This window comes from Pueribacillus sp. YX66, assembly GCF_041725775.1.
Lineage (GTDB): Bacteria > Bacillota > Bacilli > Bacillales > UBA6769 > Pueribacillus.
Genome location: NZ_JBEUEL010000014.1, coordinates 1 through 22334, shown reverse-complemented (window position 1 = coordinate 22334; position 22334 = coordinate 1). Strand labels below are relative to the sequence as shown.

27 protein-coding genes, 1 tRNA gene and 1 pseudogene are annotated in these 22334 nt (G+C 36.5%); 12 read left to right on the top strand and 17 right to left on the bottom strand.

All coding sequences use genetic code 11. The annotated features are described in order from the left end of the window. Window positions 1-16: 16 nt before the first annotated feature. The 3 genes from ABU914_RS07995 to ABU914_RS07985 all read right to left on the bottom strand — a co-directional run bounded on the left by ABU914_RS07995 (window position 17) and on the right by ABU914_RS07985 (window position 2099). Window positions 17-1078, bottom strand: a complete 1062-nt coding sequence (locus ABU914_RS07995) for a M24 family metallopeptidase (RefSeq protein WP_379669213.1) — start codon at window positions 1076-1078, stop codon at window positions 17-19. 21 nt (window positions 1079-1099) lie between these two features. Continuing rightward, entirely contained in the window at window positions 1100-1531 is a 432-nt protein-coding gene (aroQ, locus tag ABU914_RS07990; RefSeq protein ID WP_379669212.1) for a type II 3-dehydroquinate dehydratase, read from the bottom strand. A gap of 67 nt (window positions 1532-1598) precedes the next feature. Then, window positions 1599-2099 carry a YqhR family membrane protein gene (locus tag ABU914_RS07985; protein WP_379669211.1) on the bottom strand — a complete coding sequence of 167 codons (501 nt, stop codon included), beginning with the start codon at window positions 2097-2099 and terminating at the stop codon, window positions 1599-1601. A gap of 149 nt (window positions 2100-2248) precedes the next feature. On the opposite strand from ABU914_RS07985, the gene ABU914_RS07980 reads away from it, so the two are divergent. Together ABU914_RS07980 and ABU914_RS07975 are read left to right on the top strand one after the other, a co-directional pair. Next, window positions 2249-3199 (top strand): DUF1385 domain-containing protein, encoded by a 951-nt coding sequence (locus tag ABU914_RS07980; protein WP_379669210.1) that lies wholly within the window; start codon window positions 2249-2251, stop codon window positions 3197-3199. A 29-nt stretch (window positions 3200-3228) separates the two neighbouring features. Next, window positions 3229-3624 (top strand): SA1362 family protein, encoded by a 396-nt coding sequence (locus ABU914_RS07975; RefSeq protein WP_379669209.1) that lies wholly within the window; start codon window positions 3229-3231, stop codon window positions 3622-3624. 21 nt (window positions 3625-3645) lie between these two features. Here the strand turns inward: ABU914_RS07975 and ABU914_RS07970 are convergent, their stop codons facing one another. From ABU914_RS07970 to ABU914_RS07960, 3 genes are read right to left on the bottom strand one after another with little or no spacing between them, the layout of a single operon-like run. Next, window positions 3646-4239 carry a hypothetical protein gene (locus tag ABU914_RS07970; RefSeq protein WP_379669208.1) on the bottom strand — a complete coding sequence of 198 codons (594 nt, stop codon included), beginning with the start codon at window positions 4237-4239 and terminating at the stop codon, window positions 3646-3648. Window positions 4240-4267: 28 nt separating this feature from the next. Continuing rightward, the gene (locus tag ABU914_RS07965) at window positions 4268-6343 is read right to left on the bottom strand and encodes a heavy metal translocating P-type ATPase (RefSeq protein WP_379669207.1); all 2076 of its coding nucleotides are present in this window, start codon (window positions 6341-6343) and stop codon (window positions 4268-4270) included. A gap of 16 nt (window positions 6344-6359) precedes the next feature. Then, the gene (locus tag ABU914_RS07960; protein WP_379669206.1) at window positions 6360-6677 is read right to left on the bottom strand and encodes an ArsR/SmtB family transcription factor; all 318 of its coding nucleotides are present in this window, start codon (window positions 6675-6677) and stop codon (window positions 6360-6362) included. A gap of 182 nt (window positions 6678-6859) precedes the next feature. Here ABU914_RS07960 and ABU914_RS07955 point away from each other — a divergent pair, with 182 nt between their 5' ends. After that, the gene (locus ABU914_RS07955) at window positions 6860-7009 is read left to right on the top strand and encodes an FbpB family small basic protein (protein ID WP_379669205.1); all 150 of its coding nucleotides are present in this window, start codon (window positions 6860-6862) and stop codon (window positions 7007-7009) included. A 37-nt stretch (window positions 7010-7046) separates the two neighbouring features. Here the strand turns inward: ABU914_RS07955 and ABU914_RS07950 are convergent, their stop codons facing one another. Next, window positions 7047-7322, bottom strand: a complete 276-nt coding sequence (locus ABU914_RS07950) for a hypothetical protein (RefSeq protein ID WP_379669204.1) — start codon at window positions 7320-7322, stop codon at window positions 7047-7049. A 99-nt stretch (window positions 7323-7421) separates the two neighbouring features. Further along, complete coding sequence (locus ABU914_RS07945; protein WP_379669203.1) at window positions 7422-7907, bottom strand: YusW family protein; 486 nt, start codon at window positions 7905-7907, stop codon at window positions 7422-7424. Window positions 7908-8371: 464 nt separating this feature from the next. Here ABU914_RS07945 and ABU914_RS07940 point away from each other — a divergent pair. Beyond that, a tRNA-Val gene (locus tag ABU914_RS07940) sits at window positions 8372-8444 on the top strand. Window positions 8445-8775: 331 nt separating this feature from the next. On the opposite strand, the gene ABU914_RS07935 is transcribed toward ABU914_RS07940, so the two are convergent. Continuing rightward, window positions 8776-10836 carry a catalase gene (locus ABU914_RS07935; RefSeq protein WP_379669202.1) on the bottom strand — a complete coding sequence of 687 codons (2061 nt, stop codon included), beginning with the start codon at window positions 10834-10836 and terminating at the stop codon, window positions 8776-8778. 305 nt (window positions 10837-11141) lie between these two features. Between ABU914_RS07935 and ABU914_RS07930 the strand changes: the two genes are divergently transcribed. Both ABU914_RS07930 and ABU914_RS07925 read left to right on the top strand, forming a co-directional pair. Then, window positions 11142-11273: a hypothetical protein gene (locus tag ABU914_RS07930; protein ID WP_379669201.1), complete on the top strand. Its 132-nt coding sequence runs from the start codon at window positions 11142-11144 to the stop codon at window positions 11271-11273. A 125-nt stretch (window positions 11274-11398) separates the two neighbouring features. Beyond that, a complete protein-coding gene (locus ABU914_RS07925) occupies window positions 11399-11551 on the top strand; it encodes a hypothetical protein (protein WP_379669200.1) in 153 nt (50 codons plus the stop codon). A gap of 19 nt (window positions 11552-11570) precedes the next feature. On the opposite strand, the gene ABU914_RS07920 is transcribed toward ABU914_RS07925, so the two are convergent. Then, window positions 11571-11921, bottom strand: a complete 351-nt coding sequence (locus ABU914_RS07920) for a YolD-like family protein (protein WP_379669199.1) — start codon at window positions 11919-11921, stop codon at window positions 11571-11573. Further along, window positions 11918-12112 (bottom strand): hypothetical protein, encoded by a 195-nt coding sequence (locus ABU914_RS07915; RefSeq protein WP_379669198.1) that lies wholly within the window; start codon window positions 12110-12112, stop codon window positions 11918-11920. Before ABU914_RS07915 ends, ABU914_RS07920 begins: the two co-directional genes overlap by 4 nt. Before the next feature lie 158 nt (window positions 12113-12270). Here ABU914_RS07915 and ABU914_RS07910 point away from each other — a divergent pair, with 158 nt between their 5' ends. After that, window positions 12271-12588, top strand: coding sequence for a thioredoxin family protein (locus ABU914_RS07910; protein ID WP_379669197.1), 318 nt, complete (start codon window positions 12271-12273; stop codon window positions 12586-12588). 125 nt (window positions 12589-12713) lie between these two features. Next, the gene (gene dinB, locus ABU914_RS07905) at window positions 12714-13949 is read left to right on the top strand and encodes a DNA polymerase IV (RefSeq protein WP_379669196.1); all 1236 of its coding nucleotides are present in this window, start codon (window positions 12714-12716) and stop codon (window positions 13947-13949) included. 42 nt (window positions 13950-13991) lie between these two features. On the opposite strand, the gene ABU914_RS07900 is transcribed toward dinB, so the two are convergent. Together ABU914_RS07900 and ligD are read right to left on the bottom strand one after the other, a co-directional pair. Beyond that, window positions 13992-15026, bottom strand: a complete 1035-nt coding sequence (locus ABU914_RS07900) for a DegT/DnrJ/EryC1/StrS family aminotransferase (RefSeq protein ID WP_379669195.1) — start codon at window positions 15024-15026, stop codon at window positions 13992-13994. Between the two features lie 198 nt (window positions 15027-15224). Further along, window positions 15225-16136, bottom strand: a complete 912-nt coding sequence (gene ligD / locus ABU914_RS07895) for a non-homologous end-joining DNA ligase (RefSeq protein ID WP_379669194.1) — start codon at window positions 16134-16136, stop codon at window positions 15225-15227. 94 nt (window positions 16137-16230) lie between these two features. Between ligD and ABU914_RS07890 the strand changes: the two genes are divergently transcribed. The 4 genes from ABU914_RS07890 to ABU914_RS07875 are packed head-to-tail and all read left to right on the top strand — an operon-like array spanning window position 16231 to window position 18883. After that, complete coding sequence (locus ABU914_RS07890; protein ID WP_379669193.1) at window positions 16231-16485, top strand: transcriptional regulator SplA domain-containing protein; 255 nt, start codon at window positions 16231-16233, stop codon at window positions 16483-16485. Continuing rightward, window positions 16478-17506, top strand: coding sequence for a spore photoproduct lyase (gene splB, locus ABU914_RS07885; protein ID WP_379669192.1), 1029 nt, complete (start codon window positions 16478-16480; stop codon window positions 17504-17506). The genes ABU914_RS07890 and splB overlap by 8 nt, the downstream gene beginning before the upstream one ends. 44 nt (window positions 17507-17550) lie before the next feature. Further along, on the top strand, window positions 17551-17898 hold the full coding sequence (locus tag ABU914_RS07880) for a carboxymuconolactone decarboxylase family protein (RefSeq protein ID WP_379669191.1): 348 nt from the start codon (window positions 17551-17553) through the stop codon (window positions 17896-17898). Between the two features lie 37 nt (window positions 17899-17935). Next, the gene (locus ABU914_RS07875; RefSeq protein WP_379669190.1) at window positions 17936-18883 is read left to right on the top strand and encodes an ATP-dependent DNA ligase; all 948 of its coding nucleotides are present in this window, start codon (window positions 17936-17938) and stop codon (window positions 18881-18883) included. Between the two features lie 21 nt (window positions 18884-18904). Here ABU914_RS07875 and ku read toward each other — a convergent pair whose 3' ends face one another. The 4 genes and pseudogenes from ku to ABU914_RS07855 form a co-directional block, all read right to left on the bottom strand. Next, entirely contained in the window at window positions 18905-19732 is an 828-nt protein-coding gene (gene ku, locus ABU914_RS07870) for a non-homologous end joining protein Ku (RefSeq protein ID WP_379669189.1), read from the bottom strand. 80 nt (window positions 19733-19812) lie between these two features. Beyond that, window positions 19813-20640: a metallophosphoesterase gene (locus ABU914_RS07865; protein ID WP_379669188.1), complete on the bottom strand. Its 828-nt coding sequence runs from the start codon at window positions 20638-20640 to the stop codon at window positions 19813-19815. Window positions 20641-20706: 66 nt separating this feature from the next. Further along, window positions 20707-21282: a YkoP family protein gene (locus ABU914_RS07860; protein WP_379669187.1), complete on the bottom strand. Its 576-nt coding sequence runs from the start codon at window positions 21280-21282 to the stop codon at window positions 20707-20709. 11 nt (window positions 21283-21293) lie between these two features. Then, window positions 21294-22235 (bottom strand): annotated as a pseudogene (locus ABU914_RS07855) (MGDG synthase family glycosyltransferase); the annotation flags it as partial. Between the last annotated feature and the right edge of the window lie 99 nt (window positions 22236-22334).

Below are 22334 nucleotides of genomic sequence, written 5' to 3'. Positions count from 1 at the left end.
TTCCTCCTCAATTCGGTCATAAAATAATCAGATCTTTTGGTGAGTAAGTTATACGTTCATTTCCATGTTCCGTTAACACAATATCATCTTCAATTCTTACACCGCCAACTCCTGATAAATAAATACCAGGTTCTATTGTAACTACCATCCCTTTTTCAAGCAAATGTGTACTTTTCATTGAAAGTGTAGGTCCTTCATGGATATCAAGTCCAATTCCGTGTCCTGTCGAATGGCCGAAATAATCGCCATATCCATTGTCGCTTATATAATTACGCGCAATTGCGTCAGCTTCTTTACCAGACATACCTGGTTTTATTTGCGCAACAGCTAATTTTTGCGCTTTAAGCACGATGTCGTAAATTTCTTTTAACTTATGATCTGGTTCACCAACAGCAATAGTTCTCGTAAGATCAGAGCAGTACCCCTTATAATAAGCCCCGAAATCAAGGGTAACTAACTCTCCGCGTTCGATTACTTTATCACTGGCAACCCCATGTGGAAGAGCGGATCTCGTTCCCGAAGCGACAATAATATCAAAAGAAGACGATGTTGCACCATGTTTTCGCATAAAAAATTCAAGCTCATTTGCAACAGCTCGTTCACTAATGCCTGGTTTAATCATAGATAGAATATACTCAAAAGCATCATCCGCAATTTTGGCAGCATCTTTTAATCGTTTAATTTCTGACTCATCTTTAACGAGTCTTAGTTTTTCAATCAAATTTGACGTTGGAACTAATTCACTCGTTAATTTTTTCCGATACTGTTCGTATGTATAAAACGTCACATGTTCTTGTTCAAATCCTAATCGCTCCACACGTAATCGTTCGACTTGTTTCGCTAATTCGTCTAAAATACTCCCTTTATGTTCGACTACTTCGTAATGTTTCGCTTGCTCGCGCGCTTGTTCAGTATAGCGGAAATCAGTAATAAAAACAGCGTCTGTATTAGTAACTAGAGCCATTCCTGCCGTACCAGTAAAATGCGTCATATACCTCAAATTGCTTGAACTCGTAATGAGTAAGCCGTCAATGTTTTCCGAACGCATATGAATTCTTAATTTTTCGAGACGGTTCATAACCTTTCACCACCAGCTATATTATCGTTCAAGAAATGCTAATGCCGCCATCTTGTAACCGTAAAAGCCGAAACCGACGATCTGTCCTTCTGTTACAGGTGAAATAACAGAAGTGTGCCGAAATGCTTCGCGCGAATGGACATTCGAAATATGTACTTCAATAACAGGAACACGAATGCTCGCTACTGCATCGCGAATCGCGTAACTGTAATGCGTAAAAGCTCCAGGGTTTAAAACAACCCCAATCGCTTGTTCATCTTCTGCTTCATGAATCCAATCGATAATATTTCCTTCATGATTCGATTGTTTAAAAATAAACGTACACCCAAAATCATCACCTAATGGAAATAACATTTTTTCAAGATCCTCTATAGTGTGTTTACCGTACACTTCTGGTTCTCGTTTGCCTAATCGATTTAAATTAGGTCCATTAATGACATAAATCTTTTTCAAATGATCGCCTTCTTCTCATTATTACTTACTATAAATTGGTTGATATCAAAACCATTTTAGCACAGCATTATTTTTTTGAATAGGCAGTTTGTCTTTCTTCATAATGAAAAGAAATCGAATATCCGATAAATAATCCATACAATAAAAAAATACAAACGGTTGTAACAATTGTATTCCAACCAATTTCTGAAAGGGGCTTTAAATCGGGGAACATAGGCTTTAATAAATAAAAGACGAATCCCCATAAACTGACACCAAATAATAAACTTAACGTAATGCTTTTAAACTTCGCAAATAACGCTCGGTATAAAAAAGCAATTCCGATTGAAATCATACTTATTGCAATGATACCGATCAGTTGACCAAGTATTTTATTTTTCCACTCACCTAATGCCCACGGATTTAATATTAAAGCTGGACCGACATCTGTTAAATTTAAATAATAAGCAATAAAATAAACGACTCCCCAAATTAAGCCACCAAAAAATCCAATTAATGCGACAAGTGCTGTAAAATCTGTTGTTTCAATTTGTCCAGTGTTTTGTTGTTTTTGATCATTCTTTGGCATCGCTTTAATCACCTCTTTTGTAATATGGTCACAAAATGAAATAATTATAGAGGAGATTGAACACGAATATATTGAATGTAGAGGTTTTTATCATTATCCTGTAATATAGAAGTGAAGTAACGAGTCTCTAGTAAGGTTGGTGATGGAGAGTGGCGAATAATAGAAAGCCTGCTTACGGTGGGCAAGCGGTCATCGAAGGTGTCATGTTCGGTGGTAAAAATACATACGTAACAGCAATTAGACGAAAAGACGATTCAATTGAATATTTTGAAGTACAGAAAAAGGAACGTCCGTTTATAAACAAATTGAAGAAAATCCCATTTGTTCGTGGTTGTGTCGCGCTTGTTGAAGCGAGTGCAAATGGGACGAAACATTTAAATTTTTCATCTGATCGATATGATGTCGATCCGAAAGACGATGAGATTGAACTAGTTAATCGAGAAAAAGAAACATCGAAGTTAAGTTTAATTTTAGGAGCAGCTGTAATCGGTGTTCTTTCCTTTTTGTTTGGTAAATTTATATTCACCCTCATTCCAGCCATAACCGCAAATTTTATGTTGCCGATTTTTCCTGGTCGGATTGAACAAAATTTAATTGAAGGTCTTATAAAATTAATTTTGTTGCTCGGATACATTTATTTTATATCGATGACACCTCTTATTAAGAAAGTGTTTCAATACCACGGGGCCGAGCATAAAGTAATTAATGCGTACGAAAATGGTTTACCTCTAACGGTTGAAAATGTTCAGAAGCAATCTCGACTTCATTACAGGTGTGGAAGCAGTTTCATATTATTTACCGTTTTTGTCGGTATTCTCGTTTATATGTTTGTTCCCTATGATCCGTTATGGCAAAGACTTGTATATCGGATTTTATTAATTCCAGTCGTGCTCGGCATTTCGTTTGAAGTGTTGCAATTTACAAATAAACTTCGTAACATTCCAGTTCTTAAAGCGCTCGGATATCCTGGACTATGGTTACAGCTTCTAACAACAAAGGAGCCGACAAATAAACAGGTTGAGGTTTCAATTTCATCTTTTCAGGAAATGCTAAAAAGAGACGAACAATATGAATTACGTAAACAAGAGTCTATCGTTTAATCGCTTGTACGTCTAAGGAGGTGTGATCGTTGCCTATCCGTGTATCGCGAATCGTCGTCCCAAGTTTAATCGTCCTCGCTGTCATCGGCTTTACTGCTTATCTATTTAAAGAGCCGACACGACTGTTGCAAATGTTACTCATATACGGGTTAATCTTTGGCATATTTTTTGCGGTATATCGAATATTCTTCAGAAATAAAACGAACGGCTCAGATCGAAAATATGAACAAGCTGTAAAACAGTCGAAAAAACGTCTAAAACAAAAGCATAAATCTCGTATTAAAGCTCCTCACTTGCGGGTAGTTGGGTCAAACCCCCATAAATTAAAAAAACAAAAACCTTCATTAACGAAAAAAAATGAGAAGCATAATTTTACGGTTATCGAAGGACGAAAAAGTAAAAAAAAGAATCGCGCGTTATTTTAACGGCGATTCTTTCTTTTTCTATTATCTGCGTTCTTCAATGGACTGTTGTTGAATACGAATGAGTTGAGACACGTCTTTTAAAAGTTGTTCTTTTTCTTCTTCTACTTCAATGTTATAATGCTGACGAATTTTGCCATTTGCATCGACTAACGTTAATTTTCTTTCGTCTTCTTTCGATTTTTTAATACTATTGATGATCTCCGTACGCTGTTGTTCAGGCAAAATTAAGATTTTCCATCCATTTTCATCGACATTATATTTCTCTAAATAACTTTTAAACATTGGTTTATCTGCTTCATCTTCAACGATTGTTAACATAACGGCTCTAGCGACAAATGCTTTTTCATCAATTAAATCTTGTTGTAAAGGGTCTAGTCTCGCAAACATGTCTTGACAATCAGATGGACAACCACTTTCAGCTATCGTAATCAGTTTTATTTTTCCATCCTCAATTGTATACGATTCATCTGAAACAGTTTCTGCCTCATATTTATCAATCTCGCCAAGCATTGGTAAAGCGATTGATTTAACCCATAGCCAGTAGGCTAAACCACCAATTGAGGACAGTACGAGTAATACAATTAATATCGTTATATTTTGTCTTTTTTTATTCATTGAATGATGTCCCTACCTTTACTCATGCTTATGTTTTATGTTTTCGTTCAATCATCACGGTTAAACTTAAAATCGTTACGATGATTGTTGCTCCCATATCCGATAATATTGCTATCCAAAGTGTTAGCAAACCCGGAATTGTTAACAAAAGGGCGATTGCTTTAAGACTTAATGCAATAGAGATATTAATTTTTATTAAACGGTTCACCCTTCTAGCGATACGAATCGCACTCGGCAATTTACCTAAGTGGTCCTGCATAAGAACGACGTCTGCTGTGTCGATCGCACTATCTGTTCCTTTTCCCATCGCAATGCCGACGTTGGCAGTCGCCAATGCAGGAGCATCATTTATCCCGTCTCCGACCATCCCGACTATGTTACCGTCATTGATCATTTTTTTAATTTTTTCCGCTTTTTGTTCAGGTAATAAGTTACTATAGACGGATGCCATTCCGACTTGCTTTGCAACTTTATTTGCCGTTTGTTCGTGGTCTCCTGTTAACATAACCGTTTTATGAATACCAACTTTATCAAGCGCTTGAATTACCCATCTACTTTCTGGACGAACTTCATCTGAAATTCCAAATATTCCTAAAATGTGTCTTTCGCTCGCTACAATAACGAGTGTTAATCCTTCTTTTTTAAGCTTTTGAATGTCGCTCTTAACTTCCTCTAACATCTCCAAATGTTGCAAGTTTTTTTCATTACCAACCCAATAAGACTCGCCATTTACAACTGCTTTTAAACCTTGTCCGGCAATTGCTCTGACATTGGTCGCATCTTCTAAATGTGGAACAAGTGGTTCTACTTTTTGCATAATCGCTTTCGCTAAAGGGTGTGTCGACTTTTTTTCAATGGCAGCCACGACGGGGTAAAATAATGAATCGTCATAAACAATTGTTTTTTCAACGTGAGGCTCACCTTTCGTTAGTGTACCTGTTTTATCAAAAACGAGCATATTTAGTTTACCAAGTAATTCTAAAAATACCGATCCTTTAACTAGAATACCATTTCTTGCATTCCTCGTTATTCCTGAAATGTTAGCAATTGGTGACGAAAGTATTAACGCACATGGACAGCCAACGATGAGGACCGCCAATCCTTGATAAAGTGATTTCTCCCATGATAACTCAAAAAGAAGTGGAGGGACAATCGTAACTAAAGCCGCAAAAATCATAATAAATGGCGTGTAATATTTAGCAAATCGATTGATAAAAAGTTCTGTAGGCGTTTTTGTTTCTTGTGCATTTTCGACTAAATGCAAAATTTTCGCAAGTGATGAATCTTCAAATGCTTTCGTAACTTTTACTTTCAATATACCTTCGTTATTAATACTTCCTCCAAACAGGCTTTCACCAGATTCTTTTTCTACAGGTAAAGACTCACCTGTAATCGCCGCTTCATTAACTGAACTTTTCCCTTCAATGACGACACCATCAGATGGGATTGTTTCACCAGCTTTAATTAAGACGACGTCCCCAACTTGCAACGATTCAACGGGTACAAGCTTCTCCATTCCATTTTTAATCATCGTTGCTGTTTTGGGAGCTAGATCGAGAAGCTTTTCTACTGAGTTACGTGCCTTTTCCATACCTAAACCTTCTAAATATTCATTTAAGCCAAACAAAATAGCGACAAGTGTTCCTTCTTTCCACTCACCGATCGCAACCGCTCCGATTAACGCAACCGTCATTAATGTATCGATCGTAAATGTAAACTTAACAAGATTACGTAGACCTTTAATAAATGTTTTATAGCCACTTATCACCATTGCTGTTAAATAGATTGGAATTACAAAAAAAGAATTGTAAAGCGTGAAATCCAGTGTTAGCGCTACAAAAAACAGAGTTGCTGAACCTATTAAAAGCCATTTTTCACGATTCATACCTATATGTGTATGCTCCTCATCATCAGCAATAATTACTGCATTTTCAGTTGACAAAATGTCTTGGACTTTTGTTAAATTTACATTCTCATGAATAATAAGCTTTCCTTTCGTATAACTCAATTGAGAATTACCGGCATGATCGAGCTCTTTTATTTTTGATTCCATTTCTAGCGTACAGTTTGGACACGATAGGCCTTTTACTTTATATTCCTTCATGTCATTCCCTCTCCCTTTAATCATGTAAAACGTGATGAATCGTCTGTTTCAAAATAGACATTACGTGTTCATCATCAGGGGAATAGTATAAGGATGTCCCCTCTCTTCTAAATTTAACAAGACGTAAGTTTTTTAATAGACGAAGTTGATGTGAAACTGATGATTGAGAAAGTGAAAGTGTATGTGCAATTTCATTAACCGAGCATTCTTTTTGTGAAAGTAAAACAAGAATACGTATTCTTGTCGGATCAGATAGTGCCTTAAATGTTTGCGAAACTAAATATAACGTTTCTTCATCTAGCTCATTTTGTCGATTATCAATCTCATCTTTCATGTAAAATTCATCTCCTCTATATGAGTATATGTTCATATGAAAAAACATGCAACCAATATCGAAAACATTATAAAGTTCAAACAATTTTAATAATTATGTGATTAAATATCCACGATTCGGGATATAATAAAGATAGATAATAAGTCGCTCTACAAAATAAGCTTAGGAGTGTGAGAGTTAACATGAGAAGAGTAAAAATGTTAACATTTAAAGATCTTGTAAACGAAAATAAAAAAGAACTAATGAGAAATGATAAAGAAATGGAAGCGATTGAAAAAAGACTTGATGAAAAGTACGCTAGACGTGCTAAATATACTAAAACAGGCTCATAAGTATAATAAAACCTGATTCTTCGCTAAGAATCAGGTTTTATTTTTTGCTTTTAAAGATAACAATTCCGATTGCTGTTAAGCCAACTGCAGCAAGTATAAAAATAACGATTAAAAAGATGTTTACCCACTTCTCTGAATTTTCGTGGGCTTCTTTTGCAGGAACTTTCCCTTCAATATCATCTGCAACTACCACCATAGTCGTGTTAACATTTATGGATTCGTTTTCAGCTACTTTTAATTCATATTTCGCTTCGATTTGTTGTATCGGAAAAATAAACATTAGTAATAGTGCAAGAAATATACGTTTTGCCATATGAACTCCTCACTCTTTATTATATTGTTTTCTTTATATGGCATTTTACTATATTTTCCGCACAAAAGGTCTTTATAAATGTGAAATTTACGTCATTGTTTATTTTTTTTCGTCAATATACTCTCTTCTTGTTCCATCATTAAAAACGATGACTAAGTCAAGTTCTGTATAATCTCTATTTAACTCAAACGTTTGTAGGACGTTAGCAATCACTTCGTCATCAGTTAAGTTTTGATCGATGTCTAGATTTTTTAACTTCTCATATAGTAAATGAAACGCTTCTCCTCCTCTTTCATCAACACCTTTACGTTCATCACGGTATTCAACATCAATGTTTCCGCTAGGATTTCGTTCAAGTTCCACTTCAACATCAAATTTGTCATCATAGTCAACATCAAGCTCAAACTTGTTAAAAGGAAGCTCATCGATTTTTTCGGTTATCTCATTGTTCTCTTCATTTGAATCATTCGTGTTGTCTATCCTAGGCTCTTCATTAATCGTCGGGTTGTCTGGCGCTGTATTGTCCTGTGCACATGCGACAAGGGCAAATCCAAGCATGAAAACGATACTGAAAAATTTATTCATTCTTACACTCCCTCTTTTTTCGTTGTATTGTCAAAAGTTTTTTAATGAAAAACTGTAAAGCCCTTGGTATTAATGAACTTAAGGGCAAAAAGTGTTCTCCCTCCTTTATGAGAGGAGCTTAACATCATTTTCCCGCTGAGGCTTTACATTGAGTGACGAGAATGATAGGCTATAAAGCCTTACGCAACAGGATTGCTGCGTCTTTACGTAAAGAGTCATGCTCGTGGAGGCTCAATGTCAAGCCTTCAATTTTCGGAGAGTTTTCATAAATCTTTTGACGTTACCTTTTTCGTATCGTCTTCACTATTTCCTATGAGCGTAATTTTTAAACTCTTAATGAAAACATGATAGTGATTCGGTATCGCGAAAGCTTTTTAATAATAACATACAAAATTGTTAAAATGTAAAAATAATCCATTGACAAGTCCTCATTAATTTAATATATTTATATCTGTCAGCAAAATGACCCGTTAGCTCAGTTGGGAGAGCGCTACCTTGACAGGGTAGAGGTCACTGGTTCGAGCCCAGTACGGGTCATAAATCAACCACTTCATAAAAATGAAGTGGTTATTTTATTTATCTTTTAAAAAAATTTGAGAAATGTAGAAATCTATCTTTAACTTTCCTCCAGCTCTCGAAGGGACATAGATACTTTAAGCTTACTTCAGTTTAGTAAATGATAGTGAAGTTAATTGACGCACATGTTGCGCTTAGCTATCTTTTTTGAAAATATGAAGTGACATTGAAATTTTGAGAATCACATGAACAATAAAGAGCTGAATTTAAATTGGTGCGGAATGAAGAACTCAATACAAAAATAAACTTGAAAGAGTGTTTACTTTTCTTTGACGCTCCTTCTTTATCAGCATTATTTCCTATTCCAAAAACGTTGCTGTTGAATAGCAGAGATAAAGTCTTTTCCGAAGTTTTGATTATTTTCCGCGAAAACAACGCCAGCTAAATTGTTCTTTTCCGATGCGCGAACAAAAGTTTTTCCGCTTGAAGCCACTCCAATAGGCTTATAATGTTTATATGCTACATGTACATAATACGTAACATCAGAATTAAATTTGTTTTGATTTTTGGAACGTCCTCCGACGACATAAAGGGAGTCAACGAGATAAGGACTTGTTGTTATGAACGTTTCATCCACTTTCAATTTTGTCCCATCATTACCTGTGACCGAACCTAGCGTAGAACTAATGATGACAACAAAAACTCCACTTTGTCGTAAAAAGTTAAGCACATTTGTAACTTCTCTACCGTTAAAACCATCATCTATTAATACACCAACTTTTTGTGTGTAAGCGTATTTTGGTGTGCTAGTCTGGCTAAGGGATGGATATTTTGTCGATACGGGTACGTGTGTTCCAGTCGGCCGATTAACACCAATATTATCAGCAACAATATTTGCTAAATTTTTGTCTACATTAACTAATAAGTTAACGTTTTGCTGCCGTACAGATTCACTTCTTACTTTTCCGAGCTGATAGCTAAATGCTTCTATCGTGTGTTGTTTTTCAACTGGTGTTAAACTATTCCAAAAGATTCTCGTCTGCGAAAAGAAATCGTTAAACGACTTACTTCGACCTCGGATAACATGCCCTTCCACTCTTTTCGGATAATGAGCATATCCCCCTTCTTCTGGAGGTGTCGTATACGGTGTATTATTCGCTAATGAATTTCGATGATAGTTGACTTGATCGACATCAATTCGCTGCCTCATCACACCTCTTCGTGTATTGTTATGAAACGGACAGAGGGGACGATTAATTGGTAATTCATCATAATTTGCACTGCCTAGACGATGGTGTTGCGTATCTCGATAAGCAAATAACCTTCCTTGTAAAACAGGGTCGTTAGAAAAACCGATTCCTGGAACGACATTGGCTGGGTTAAATGCGACTTGTTCTGACTCTGTAAAGTAATTATCAATGTTTCGATTTAACGTCATTTTTCCAATGATTTGTACTGGAATAAGCTCTTCAGGCCAAAATTTTGCTGGATCGAGAATATCAAAGTCGTATTTAAATTCATCCTCCATTGGAATAAGCTGCACGCCTAATTCATATTCTGGATAAGCCCCCTTTGCAATCGCTTCTCTTAAATCTTTTCTATGAAAGTCGGGATCGAGGCCACCGATTTTAATCGCCTCATCTTGCAGTAGGGAATGAACACCAAGTACCGGCTTCCAAACGAATCGAACAAAGGTTGCAACCCCTTGTTCATTAATAAATAAATACGTATTAATTGACCAGGACTCCATCATACGGTAACTTCTTACGAGACCGCGATCAGACATAATCCATGTCACCATATGTAGCGATTCTGGATTATTCGCGACATAATCCCAAAAACGGTCATGGGCCCCAGTAGCCGTTGGGATATCATCATCTTGCTTCGATTGATATGCGTGAATCATATCCGGAAACTTCAAAGGATCTTGAACAATGAGAACAGGCATGGCAATCGTAGTCAAATCGTAATTTCCTTCTTCTGTATAAAATTTAACACCTTTACACCGTAAATCTCTCGCTGTGTCATAGGAACCTTTAGGGCCTTGTACGGTAGAAAAACGAACAGTCAATGGCGTCTTTTTACCAGCTTCCTGTAAAAAACCAGCTTTTGTCACATGCTTCATCGATTGATAACATTCAAATTCCCCATGGGCACTGTAACCTCTTGCATGAACGACCCTTTCTGGGATTTCTTCTCGATTAAAGTGACCAAATTTTTCCAAAAAATAGAAGTCTTCAATTAAACCTGGACCACGTACACCAGCTTTTAAAATTTCCTCGTCATTTGAGACTTTTAATCCTTCTTTCGTAGTCATCGGTTTTCCTTTGTTTTGTACCCGATACCGATCTAATTGCTCTTGTTTAGCATCATTGACTAAACGCTTTTCGTTTTTTGATGACTTATCATCCACGTCATGACCCCACCCTTGCGCTTAATATTTATTTACATATATATACATACAGGAATTTTTTAGACCTAGAACGTTTTTTTCGATTTGCACCATTAGATTTATAGTAATACCGTCTACATAATATAATGCTCGTGTTTATAAGGATGAGCTCACAAGCCGAACGTTCTACCCTAACCTCTTATCTTCCGTTTCACAATGTTGCAATCTACAAAAAATGTTCAGTTTCCAAATTTTAAAAAAGAAGGATGATTTTAATAGTTAGATACGGTAAAATGAAAATATCGTTTTAAATACGGAGGGTTAGCATGAGTGAAAATCAAGAAAAGAAAAAGACATCAAATGATTCTCCCAATCCTCGCGGTTTAATGGCAATTGGTATTGGAATTCTCGTTTTGCTAATTGTCGGTCTTGTTTTAATGGTCATGTTACTTATGTAAATTGCAGACCGGCTAGCTTGCTTACCGATGTCTTTGCCTGAAACTTTGAGAAAGGCTTTTTCCGAAGTTTTGGGAGTAAATGAATGTTTGAGAGATTATTCTTATGTTATTAGGAAGGTGACGCCATGTCCATTCAAAAAACTCGCGGCTTTCTTTATACACTTTCGAAAATACTTGGTGATGTCAATGCTATAAAAAAGGGAACAGTCGGAAAAAGAGTAGCTAGGAGAGTTACTGGAAAAACAACTGGAAAAGCGTTGAGACGATTGTTTAAATAAAGCTAGTTTGGACTAGCTTTTACTTTTCTTCAATCTCAATAATCTCATCAAATTTTATCCAGATGTCTTCGCCATCTCTGACAAGTTTTATTCTCCGCATTACTGGATCTATTTTCGCAATTTTGCCTAAATATACGCAGTTACCGAATTCCTCAAATACTGTAATAACAGCCTCTTTCTTCTGCTCAACTAAGCTTTGTATTTTACATTCAAGTTCTTCAATCGCCTGCATATCTAGCTCCGGCTTGCTTCTTTTGCGCTGAAGTTGTTTTCGCTGTTGTAACATGGCAACGTGCTCCGGCAGCATCATGCGGCTGCTTTCCCATGTTAAATTAAATCCTGGTGTAATCTTTGATGGTTTGAATGTCATAAAGTATTCACCTTTCTCACCCCTAAAATATTGTTCAGTAAAAAGGAACGAATCCTTCTTTTTGTATAGCAGTAAGCGAGTAGACTGTCATTTCGCTCAGATAAAATAAACACTTTTCGCTGACTCAGTCTTTCATGGCGATCGATATAAATGAGTTCAACAATCGTCCCGTACTCATAAAAAATACTCATAAAACGCTCCTCCTTACATTTCGCATTCATTATATACGAACGTACGTTTCATTTCTACTGGAACATTTTAACAAACAGTGTTTTTATTTCCATGCAGAGCTTCGTTTGGTATCCTTAGTAATGAATCATTTACTTCACTGAAAGGAATTGTGATACTGATGGAAAAAATTACGACTGAAGAAGCGTTTCATAAAACGATAAATAGTCCAAAGCCTGTCGTCTTGAAATTCGAAACGACATGGTGTCCTGATTGCAAACGTCTCGACATGTTTATCGATGATATTGTGAAAGACTATGAGTATAAGTGGTATGTCATTGACCGTGATGAATTTCCTCAGATCGGTGAAAAATATGAAGTATTAGGAATTCCAAGCTTGTTAATTTTTCAAAACGGCGAAAAGAAAGCACACTTACATAGTGCCTATGCAAAAACACCTGACGATGTTCGCAACTTTTTTAACCATTTTGAAGCGTAACTTTTACCCGCAGCCTAATGTTTGCGGGTTTATTTTTTCAAAAATTACCATTGATAATCGAACTAGCGTTTGTGTATAATGAGATTGTGAACATATGTTCCTTTTCAGGGGAGTGTTTTCTAACTATGAATAAGCAAATCCTTCTCGTTGATATGCAATCGTTTTACGCTTCGATTGAAAAAGCAGATAATCCACACTTACGAGAAAAACCGGTAATCGTATCTGGAGATCCTAAAAAGCGAAGTGGCGTTGTCCTTGCCGCTTGCCCACTTGCAAAGCAATACGGAGTTAAAAATGCAGAAAGACTATGGGAAGCTCAACAAAAATGCCCCGAAGCTGTAATTATCCGACCAAGAATGCAACGATATCTTGAAGTTTCTTGCCAAATTACAGAAATATTGGAGACCTTTACCGATCTCGTAGAACCTTATTCAGTTGATGAACAATTTCTTGACGTTACCGTAACCCAAAAATTATTTGGTAATTCCTTCACCATATCACAAAGCATTAAATCCGAAATTTTAAATAAAACTGGTGTAGTTGCACGGGTTGGCATCGGTCCAAACAAAGTACTTGCAAAAATGGCATGTGATCACTTCGCGAAAAAAAGTCCGAATGGCATTTTTCATTTAGCACACACGAACTTAAAAAAAGAACTATGGCCACTTCCTATCGGGAAAATGTTCGGAGTCGGTCATCGCATGGAAAAACATTTATTAAACATGGGTATTCGCCAAATTGGTCATTTAGCGACTTTTCCTTTAGAAAAATTAAAAAAACGGTGGGGAATTAACGGACATTTACTCTGGCTTACAGCAAACGGAATTGACCATTCTCCGGTAACACTGCATACGCATGATGAGCAAAAAGCGGTCGGGCATCATATGACATTGCCTCGTGATTATAAACGATTAAATGACATTAAAGTCGTTTTGCTTGAACTGAGTGAAGAAGTAGCACGAAGAGCACGAACGAAACATTACAGAGGCTCGACAGTCTCAGTTGCTGTACGGGGAGCAAGCTTTGAGTTTCCAGCCGGTTTCAACCGACAAATGAAACTGTCCTCGCCAACGAATGATGGATTAACAATTTTTAAGGCCGCATGTAAGCTGTTTCAAGCTCATTGGAATAAGTTTCCGATTCGAAGCATCGGTGTAACACTTTCACAACTTCAATCAGATTTTTCTTTGCAACTAAGCTTATTTGATCTGGAAACCGCCTTAAAACAAGAACGCTTAAATCAAACACTCGATCATCTGTTTAACAAATATGGTCCGACCTCAATTGTACGTGCTTCTTCTCTTACAAATGCAGGTCAAGCATTTGAGCGGGCAGCAAAAATTGGTGGACATTATAAGTGAATCGAATGGTGAACAGCACTTGAAACAATAAAACAACGATGGTCACAAACAACTTAAAACAGCTGCAGTTATACGTTCTACATCTTCATCAGATAACGTTGGATAAATCGGCAAAGAGACTATGTTTTGTGTCCATTGAAAAGCAACTGGAAATTGCTCAATTGCTCCGAGCAATTCATGGCTTTGAAGCGGGATCGTTGCTTTAACATTCACTTTATCCAAAGCTAATAAAATTTCCTTTTGTTTAGTTGTCCGTAACATCGCACGATAACGAACCGGGACAATGCCTTCTGCTTTTGAATCAAGCAAAGGAAGCTGAGCTTCTTTATATCGGTCATAAATCTCAGCACGCCGTTTTAAAAAGGCGGGTAACTTTCGAAGTTGAACCCTTCCAATCGCGGCTTGAATGTCTGTCATTTGAAAATTAAACCGTCGTTTTCCATCGTACTTTTGATCAAAAGTACGATAATCTTTTAAAAATTCAATAATTGAAGGACTAGTCGTTACGATCATTCCACCTTGACCCCCAGAGGTAATTAGCTTTGTTGCATAGAAAGAAAATATCCCGATGTCACCTTGTAAGCCAACGGGTTCATCATTAACGGTCGCCCCGAGTGATTGAGCACAATCTTCAATAACGAATGAAGATGTTGCTAATATCGCTTGTGGAATTCCATACATATGAGGGATAATCGTAATCTCTGAGGATGATGAATGAATCTGAGATAACCTCATATTTGGTGTATCAAAACTACTATCGATGAACTGCTCATATCCTCCGGCCATAGCAGTCGCATTTCGTAAAGCGGTACATGTATACGCAGGCATAGCAACAGTTTTATCATTTGCTTCCAGTGACAACAACGCTAAATACAACGCAGCTGTCCCACTCGAAACCGCTACCGCTAACCCTCTTGGAATTCCTAAGAAATCACAAAATTCATCTTCAAAATTTTCCACCTCAACGCCTTGGGCGATCCACCCCGACGTTAACACTCTTTCAGCAGCACACTTTTCTTCACTTCCTAAGGAAAGCCGATTATGTGGGATATGTTTAAATTTGCTTATCGCTAACACCTTCTTTCTATCTTTTTATTTACACGACATACGAACGTAAAATATAATATTTTTCCGCATACTGAAGTCCCCCGAATTCTTTCCAAACTTATCGATGATTGACATGAAAATACAAATTTCTTCATTTTGTCACGACCTTTCTATTTATATAATTATGAAGAAATTTGTTAAGCGGCATTGATAAATACACCTACGCCCCTATTCTTTATTAAAAGACTGAATCGTGTTTAATAAGTCGTCTAGAGATTGTTGCTCTTTTTCCAAATTTACATTCGAAAATAAGTCTCCTCTATCTTTCACTCGCTTTCTCATATTTAGCATTGTAAAATCATGTGGATGGAAGCCAGACTGCACCTCCTTCCAAGAAACAGGCGCAGAAACAGTGCCTTCTTTTCTCGCACGGGTAAAATAAGGAGCGGACAATGTCTTCCCTTCCCCATGCTGAATATAATCAAAGTAAAGCTTTTTTCCACGATTTTTTACAAGTCGTTCTAATGTTACAAGCTGCGGATATTTTTCGACAATATAGTATGCAATAAATTTATTAAATTCGTATGTTTGTTCATACGTATAGCGCCGCTCAATCGGAATATAAATTTGTAAGCCTGTAGCTCCTGATGTTTTTGGATAACTTACGAGTCCAAGTGAGTCAAGCACTTCTTTCATTAATAGTGCAACTTCTAACACAAGACTAAAATCATTCGGATCAGAAGGATCTAAATCAAAAACAATTTCAGAAGGAGTATTACTTTCATAATAGTAGTTAAAAGGGACATGGAATTCTAGGCAAGCTTGATTCCCTAACCAAACAAGTGTAGGTAAATTATTGAGTAAGATATACGTTGTCCCATTCCACTCGTGTGTTGCGATCCAGGCTGGTGCATAGTTTGGAATGTTTTTTTGATAAAACGACTTTCCATCAAGGCCATCTGGATACCGAATCGTAGTTAATATTCGATTTTTTACATAAGGCAAAAGATAAGGTGACATATCTATCAAGTATTGAATGTAATCGAGTTTCGTCACATTAAGTTCCGACCAAATGAGTTTATTTGGATTCGTAATTCGAAGAATGTGATTATTAATCTTAACATCAAACCACTGTGACATTAGACACCTCCTCTCTTTCTTAGTTTCGCTTTGATGAATAGAATGTATACGGCTGGCAACATTAACGGTAATAAAACAAAAGTTGGTGATTACGATGTCAGCGAATTTTAATCTTGGCGAAGTAGTGTATGTCATCATACGAAATCCGCACGCGCAAGATGTTGCAAATGTACAGGAAGCTGCTGTTGTGTCTCATCCCGAATCCCCAGGTGAACTTGCTCTCTTTTTATACGACACATACTATCCATTAACCGATGAAATCGCGGTTTATAAGACTGAACAAGAAGCTGAGCAAGCCTACCAAGAAGCTTTCGGAGTAGTAGAAATGGGCGATCAATATTATGGTTAGACCATTTGTTCCGCAACTTGTCTATGTCGAACCAAAGGCTCTCGACTATCCGTTAGGAAAAGAACTCATTGCTAAATTTGAAAACATGGGAATTGAAATTAGGCAAACAACATCTCATAACCATATCCGTAACCTCCCGGGAGAAAATGATTTTCAAAAATATCGTATTGCGAAATCAACACTTGTAGTCGGTCTCCGTAAAACGTTAAAATTTGATACGTCCAAGCCATCAGCAGAATATGCCATTCCATTTGCAACTGGCTGTATGGGGCATTGTCATTATTGTTATTTGCAAACAACAATGGGCAGCAAACCGTATATTCGGACATATGTCAATCTCGATGACATTTTTGAAGTAGCAGAACAATATATGAAAGAACGTGCTCCAGAGACGACAAGATTTGAAGCATCATGTACATCAGATATCGTAGGGATCGATCATTTAACACATACGTTGAAAAAAGCAATCGAGTTTTTTGGGGAATCGGAATACGGTCAGCTACGATTTGTGACAAAATTTTCTCATGTCGATCATTTGCTCGATGCAAAACATAACAATAAAACTCGATTTCGTTTCAGTATAAATGATGAATATGTTATTAAGTATTTTGAACCAGGTACGTCACGACTTCATGAACGAATTCAAGCTGCTGTCAAAGTGGCAAATGCAGGCTATCCGCTTGGTTTCATTATAGCGCCCATTTATTTACACGAAGGTTGGAAAGACGGCTATAAAAAGATGTTAGAAAAATTAGTGGAACACCTTCCGAAAAAAACCCATGAAAACCTAACCTTTGAAATGATTCAGCACCGATTTACAAAACCCGCAAAACGAGTCATTCAAAAAAATTATCCGATGACAAAGCTTGAGCTTGATGAATCAAAACGAAAACAAAAATGGGGACGGTATGGGATCTACAAATATGTATATACGGATCCTGAGCAAGAAGAAATTAAAGATACGTTAGGAAACTATATTCAGACGTTTTTTCCACAAGCAAACATTGAATATTTTACGTAAGCTAGTGAAAAAGATGGACAAACGAATAGAAATGAGGGAAATAAATGGACCGACAGCATGATTTGTTTCACTATAAAGAAGGACTAGGAAAACTTGAGAAGTCCATGCCAGAACTTGTTGAACACTATAACAAATTTACAGAAAGCTGTTTTGCAAAAGGACAATTAAGCCAAAAACAAAAACAACTCATTGCACTTGGAATTAGTACGTATGCTCAAGATGAGTATTGTATCATTTATCACACAAAAGGGTGCCTCGAACAAGGCTGTTCGAAGGAAGAAATATTTGAAGTAATTGGAGTTTCTACTGCCATAGGCGGAGGCGTTGCGATGAGTCAAGGGGTTACACTCGTTCAACAATGTATTGAACAGTTCAATGAGCAAATCCATTAAGATTCCATTTGGAAACCTGTTTTATTAAGAGGTTAATATGAAACTGAAGCCAATCATTCCTTTTGAACCAGTAAAAACAGACATCATCCCAGTTGGCGATGAATGGATTTCACAAGTAAAGTGGGATGGAGTAAGATTGTTAACGTATTATGATGGCGACACAGTGAGATTATTTAATCGCAAATTAAACGAACGAACGTACCATTATCCAGAACTACTTAACATCACCACTTACTGCACTGCCAATTCAGTCATTCTTGATGGTGAAGTAATTGCCTTAGGAGACGATGGAAAACCCTCCTTTCCAACTGTCATGCGACGTGATGGAATTCGACGCTTCGAAAAAGTAAATGATGTTCGAAAACACGTACCGATAACTTACATGGTTTTCGATGTTATTTACTACAACGGAATTTGGATGAATGAACAAAAACTTACTGACAGAATGCGACGACTTAAAGAAATTATTGTTCCCTCTCCTTTCATTCAAGTCGTTCCTAGTTTTACTAATAGTAACGAATTATTTGAAGTAATAAAAGCACAAGGAATGGAAGGGATTGTTATTAAAAATTTAAACAGTCCTTACTTTATAAATGGAAAAAATGATAGATGGCAAAAGAAAAAAAACATTCAACATATTCATGCGGTCGTCGCGGGTGTGACGTTACGTTCAGGAATCGTAAATTCTTTATTGCTTGGGCTATATGACGAACAAGACAATCTTATCTACATCGGTCACGGCGGAACTGGAAAACTAAAGCAGAAAGAGCGGATACAACTGACGACACTTATCCAGCCGCTCATCGTCAATCGCAGCCCGTTTATAAACAAACCTGAACGAATGAAAGATAGCATTTGGCTGAAACCAATACTAACTGTAAAAGTTACATTTTTAGAATGGTTACCGACAAAACGATTACGTCACCCTACGGTTCAAGCATTTGTACAAGTTCCCCCATCCGAATGCAGGTTTGAAACAAACTAAAACGGGTGCTAGAAGCACCCGTTACTCATTTGCTGATTTCTCTTTTCTTGTCCGTGTTCTTTTAGAAGCCGATTTCGATTTTTTCGTTGCTTCAACACTGGCTTGAAGGGCTTCCATTAAATCAACAACATTTGCCATCTCTGGTAAATCTGGCGCTGTTACAACGTCCTCGCCTTTAACTTTTGCTTGAATTAATTCTTGTAAACGGATTCGATACTCGTCTGTATATTTTTCTGGTTCAAAATCAGTCGCTAAGTTTTCGATTAATTGTACTGCCATACTCATTTCCGAATCACTTACACTTAATTCATTTTGAATGCCTGGCACAAGCTCTACAGAGCGAACTTCATCAGGGCTAAAAATCGTTTCCATCACAATACAGTTCTCATAAATACGAACGGCTGCGAGACTTTCCTTAGAGCGTATCATTACTTTTGCAATTGCAATTTTTCCAGTCTTTCTCATCGCATTACGCAACAATTGATATGGTTTATCCCCTGTTTCATGAGGGGACAAAAAGTATGTTTTGTTGAAATAAATCGGGTCTATCTGTTCTAAGTTAACAAAATCGATAATTTCTATCGTTTTTCGAGTTTCAGATGCAATGGATGCCAAATCTTCCTTACTAACGATAACGTACTTCCCTGACTCATATTCATATCCTTTTACGATCTCATCTTCAACAACTTCACGGTCACAATTCGGACAAACCTTCTTATAACGAATTGGTGTTCCACATTCTTGATGAATTTGACGAAAGCGAATATCTTTATTTTCAGTTGCAGTAAACATTTTCACGGGTATATTGACAAGTCCAAAGCTTATAGAGCCTTTCCAAACCGTATGCATTCTAACAAGTCCTTTCATTAAAATTCATCGTTAGCGTTCTTTACACTTTAGTTTGTCAATAAACCACAAAACTAATCGAATTAAATGAAAAGTTGATGAAACGTAATTTCTGGTCGGCTACCAAGTCTAATATTTACACCTGTCTGACCAAGTCCTTCACTAATGTAAAATGGTTTGCCCTCATGTTTGTGCAATCCCTTTATCATATTCATTTGTGCAAGCTTCCCCATCTTTACAAGATGATACGGTTTTGGCCAATGAATTTGTCCTCCATGAAAATGACCAGAAAGCAAATACGCATATTCAACATGCTGCATTTCAAGTACGACGTTCGGATCATGAGTGAGAACAACATTTACCCCATTGTTTTCGACACCTGAAAATGACGCGTCAATATCGCTGCGATTCGTGCTATAATCATCGACTCCAACGATGTTGACAATTTGACCGTTCACACGAATCGACGCATGCTCATTTTTTAAAATGTGACAGTCGTGTTTTCGCAACGTATCTTCTAACATTTGGAAATGATGACCTTTCAGTACATAATCATGATTGCCAAAAACACCATACATCCCGTGTGTAGGTTGTAAAGAACGAAATACTTCCAAATATGGAACAAGTTTTGGGATCGAGCGTTTCCGATCAAGAAAATCGCCCGTTAGTGCAATTAGATCAACGGACCGCCCTTTTAAATGATCATACATCTCATCTGGACTAATTGACAAATTTTCTAAATGTAAATCTGAAATGTGCAAAATTTGAAAAGTCGTTGCTCGTTCTTCAACTTCTTCGGCTTTTATAGGAATTTCAACTTGATTAATAATAACTTCTTTCGTATTTTTATATGCTTTTGCAAGAATAATAAGCAAAACTGTAATGATATATACAAAAATTAAAAAAACCATACTAATCCTTTCCTCTCCCTATAAATAAGTATAGGAAGAAAGAATAAGTATGGGTAGTGGTATTTTTTACCTAATTAATTTATTGTACTTTTCAAATAGCATTTCTTTCGACATAAACAAATAATTCGGTTTTACATTCGTGATCGTTTTAATTGAACGATCAGAAGTAGATAAAAACAAAATTGGGAACTGTAATGCCCACTTAAACCATCTGTAATATGTGTTGGAAATTTCTTTCGTTTCAAATCCGAGACGCTGTGAAACGCGATCGAGCATTGTTATTCCGATAATTCCCTTGATTTCGTCGCTTTTTTTATGTTCATTTATAAATAACACAACTTCGGGTAAAGAACGTTCAACAGCTCGATAGATCCACTTGCCTTTCTTTAGTTCACTTTTAAATTTTCGCGTTTCTTTCATTATGCGAACATTGTGCAAATGAATTTTAATTAGTTTATCATTATATTTAATCTTTGTTCCATCTGAAAGTTCTACTTCGTATCCTTTGTATGTCGTAGTTCTTACCCTAAGAATATTTTGCTTGTTGGCATACTGTTTTTCTAATGCAGTAAGTCGAGTAAAATAGTAATAAAAGGTATCAATAAGACCCCAAAAATAATACAATAACCCCTTTAAAATCATCATGATTCTCCCTAACCAATATGTTGAATAAATTTTTTTAACTTTGTTGTTGAAACCCTTTTATGGAAAAAATCAACTTTTTTTCGATAACGATACATTCCTTCTTCTGATAATAAAACTGAATAAATAACGTCGCTTACGTTTCCGTTTCCAATAATATCTCTTAAGTCAAAGACTAGTTCATTCGTTAACAAATAGTTTAAATTCATTTCTTCTTGTCCGGGTAACGTGTGGTAAATAAAAATTGGTAAACGTTTATTTAAAGACTCAGTAATCGTAACACCTCCGGGCTTCGTAACGATTCCATCCATATCATTATACAACTTATTCATTTCATCCGGAGATTCAATATATGGTAGAGGCGTTACGTAGGAATTTTTTTCTTTTAGTGTATCATACAATCGCTTATTTTTACCACACAATACGTAGTAATCGATTGACGAAGAAGGCCTTAACTGTCGTACGATCGTAATCATATTTCCAACACCAAGACTTCCCCCTGTAATAAGTATATTATACTTAGAGTTGGAAGGTTTATAAACAGATTCAATACGTTGAATTGAAGGATGAATCGGTATACCTGTGACGTAAATTTTCTCACCTTGTACACCTTTTTGAATGAGTTGATCTTTAAACATTTGATCTGGAACTAAATGGTAGTCGATCATTTCTGTTCCCCAAAGACAGTTAATAAAATAATCAGTATAAACGTTTACAACGGGTAGATCAATTTTCTGTTTCTGCTTTAAACGATTAATAATATACGATGGAAGTGCTTGTGTACAAATGAGCCAATTCGGATTCTTTTCGTCAATTAATTTGATCATCGCACGTTCAAACAACATTTCATAAAATAGAAAACGATCTTTTTCCTTGTTATCAAAAACATTTTTTTTGTATACCCAACTATATAAAGAAGGTAAATATTGAATAGCGTGTAAATAAGAGCGAGAAACTAATGATTCCGTTCTACGAGATGACGTAAAATATTTTGTGTAAAGGTCTTTTCAATAAAAAATAGGTAGGGTATCCTCGGAATTGTCGGATTCCAT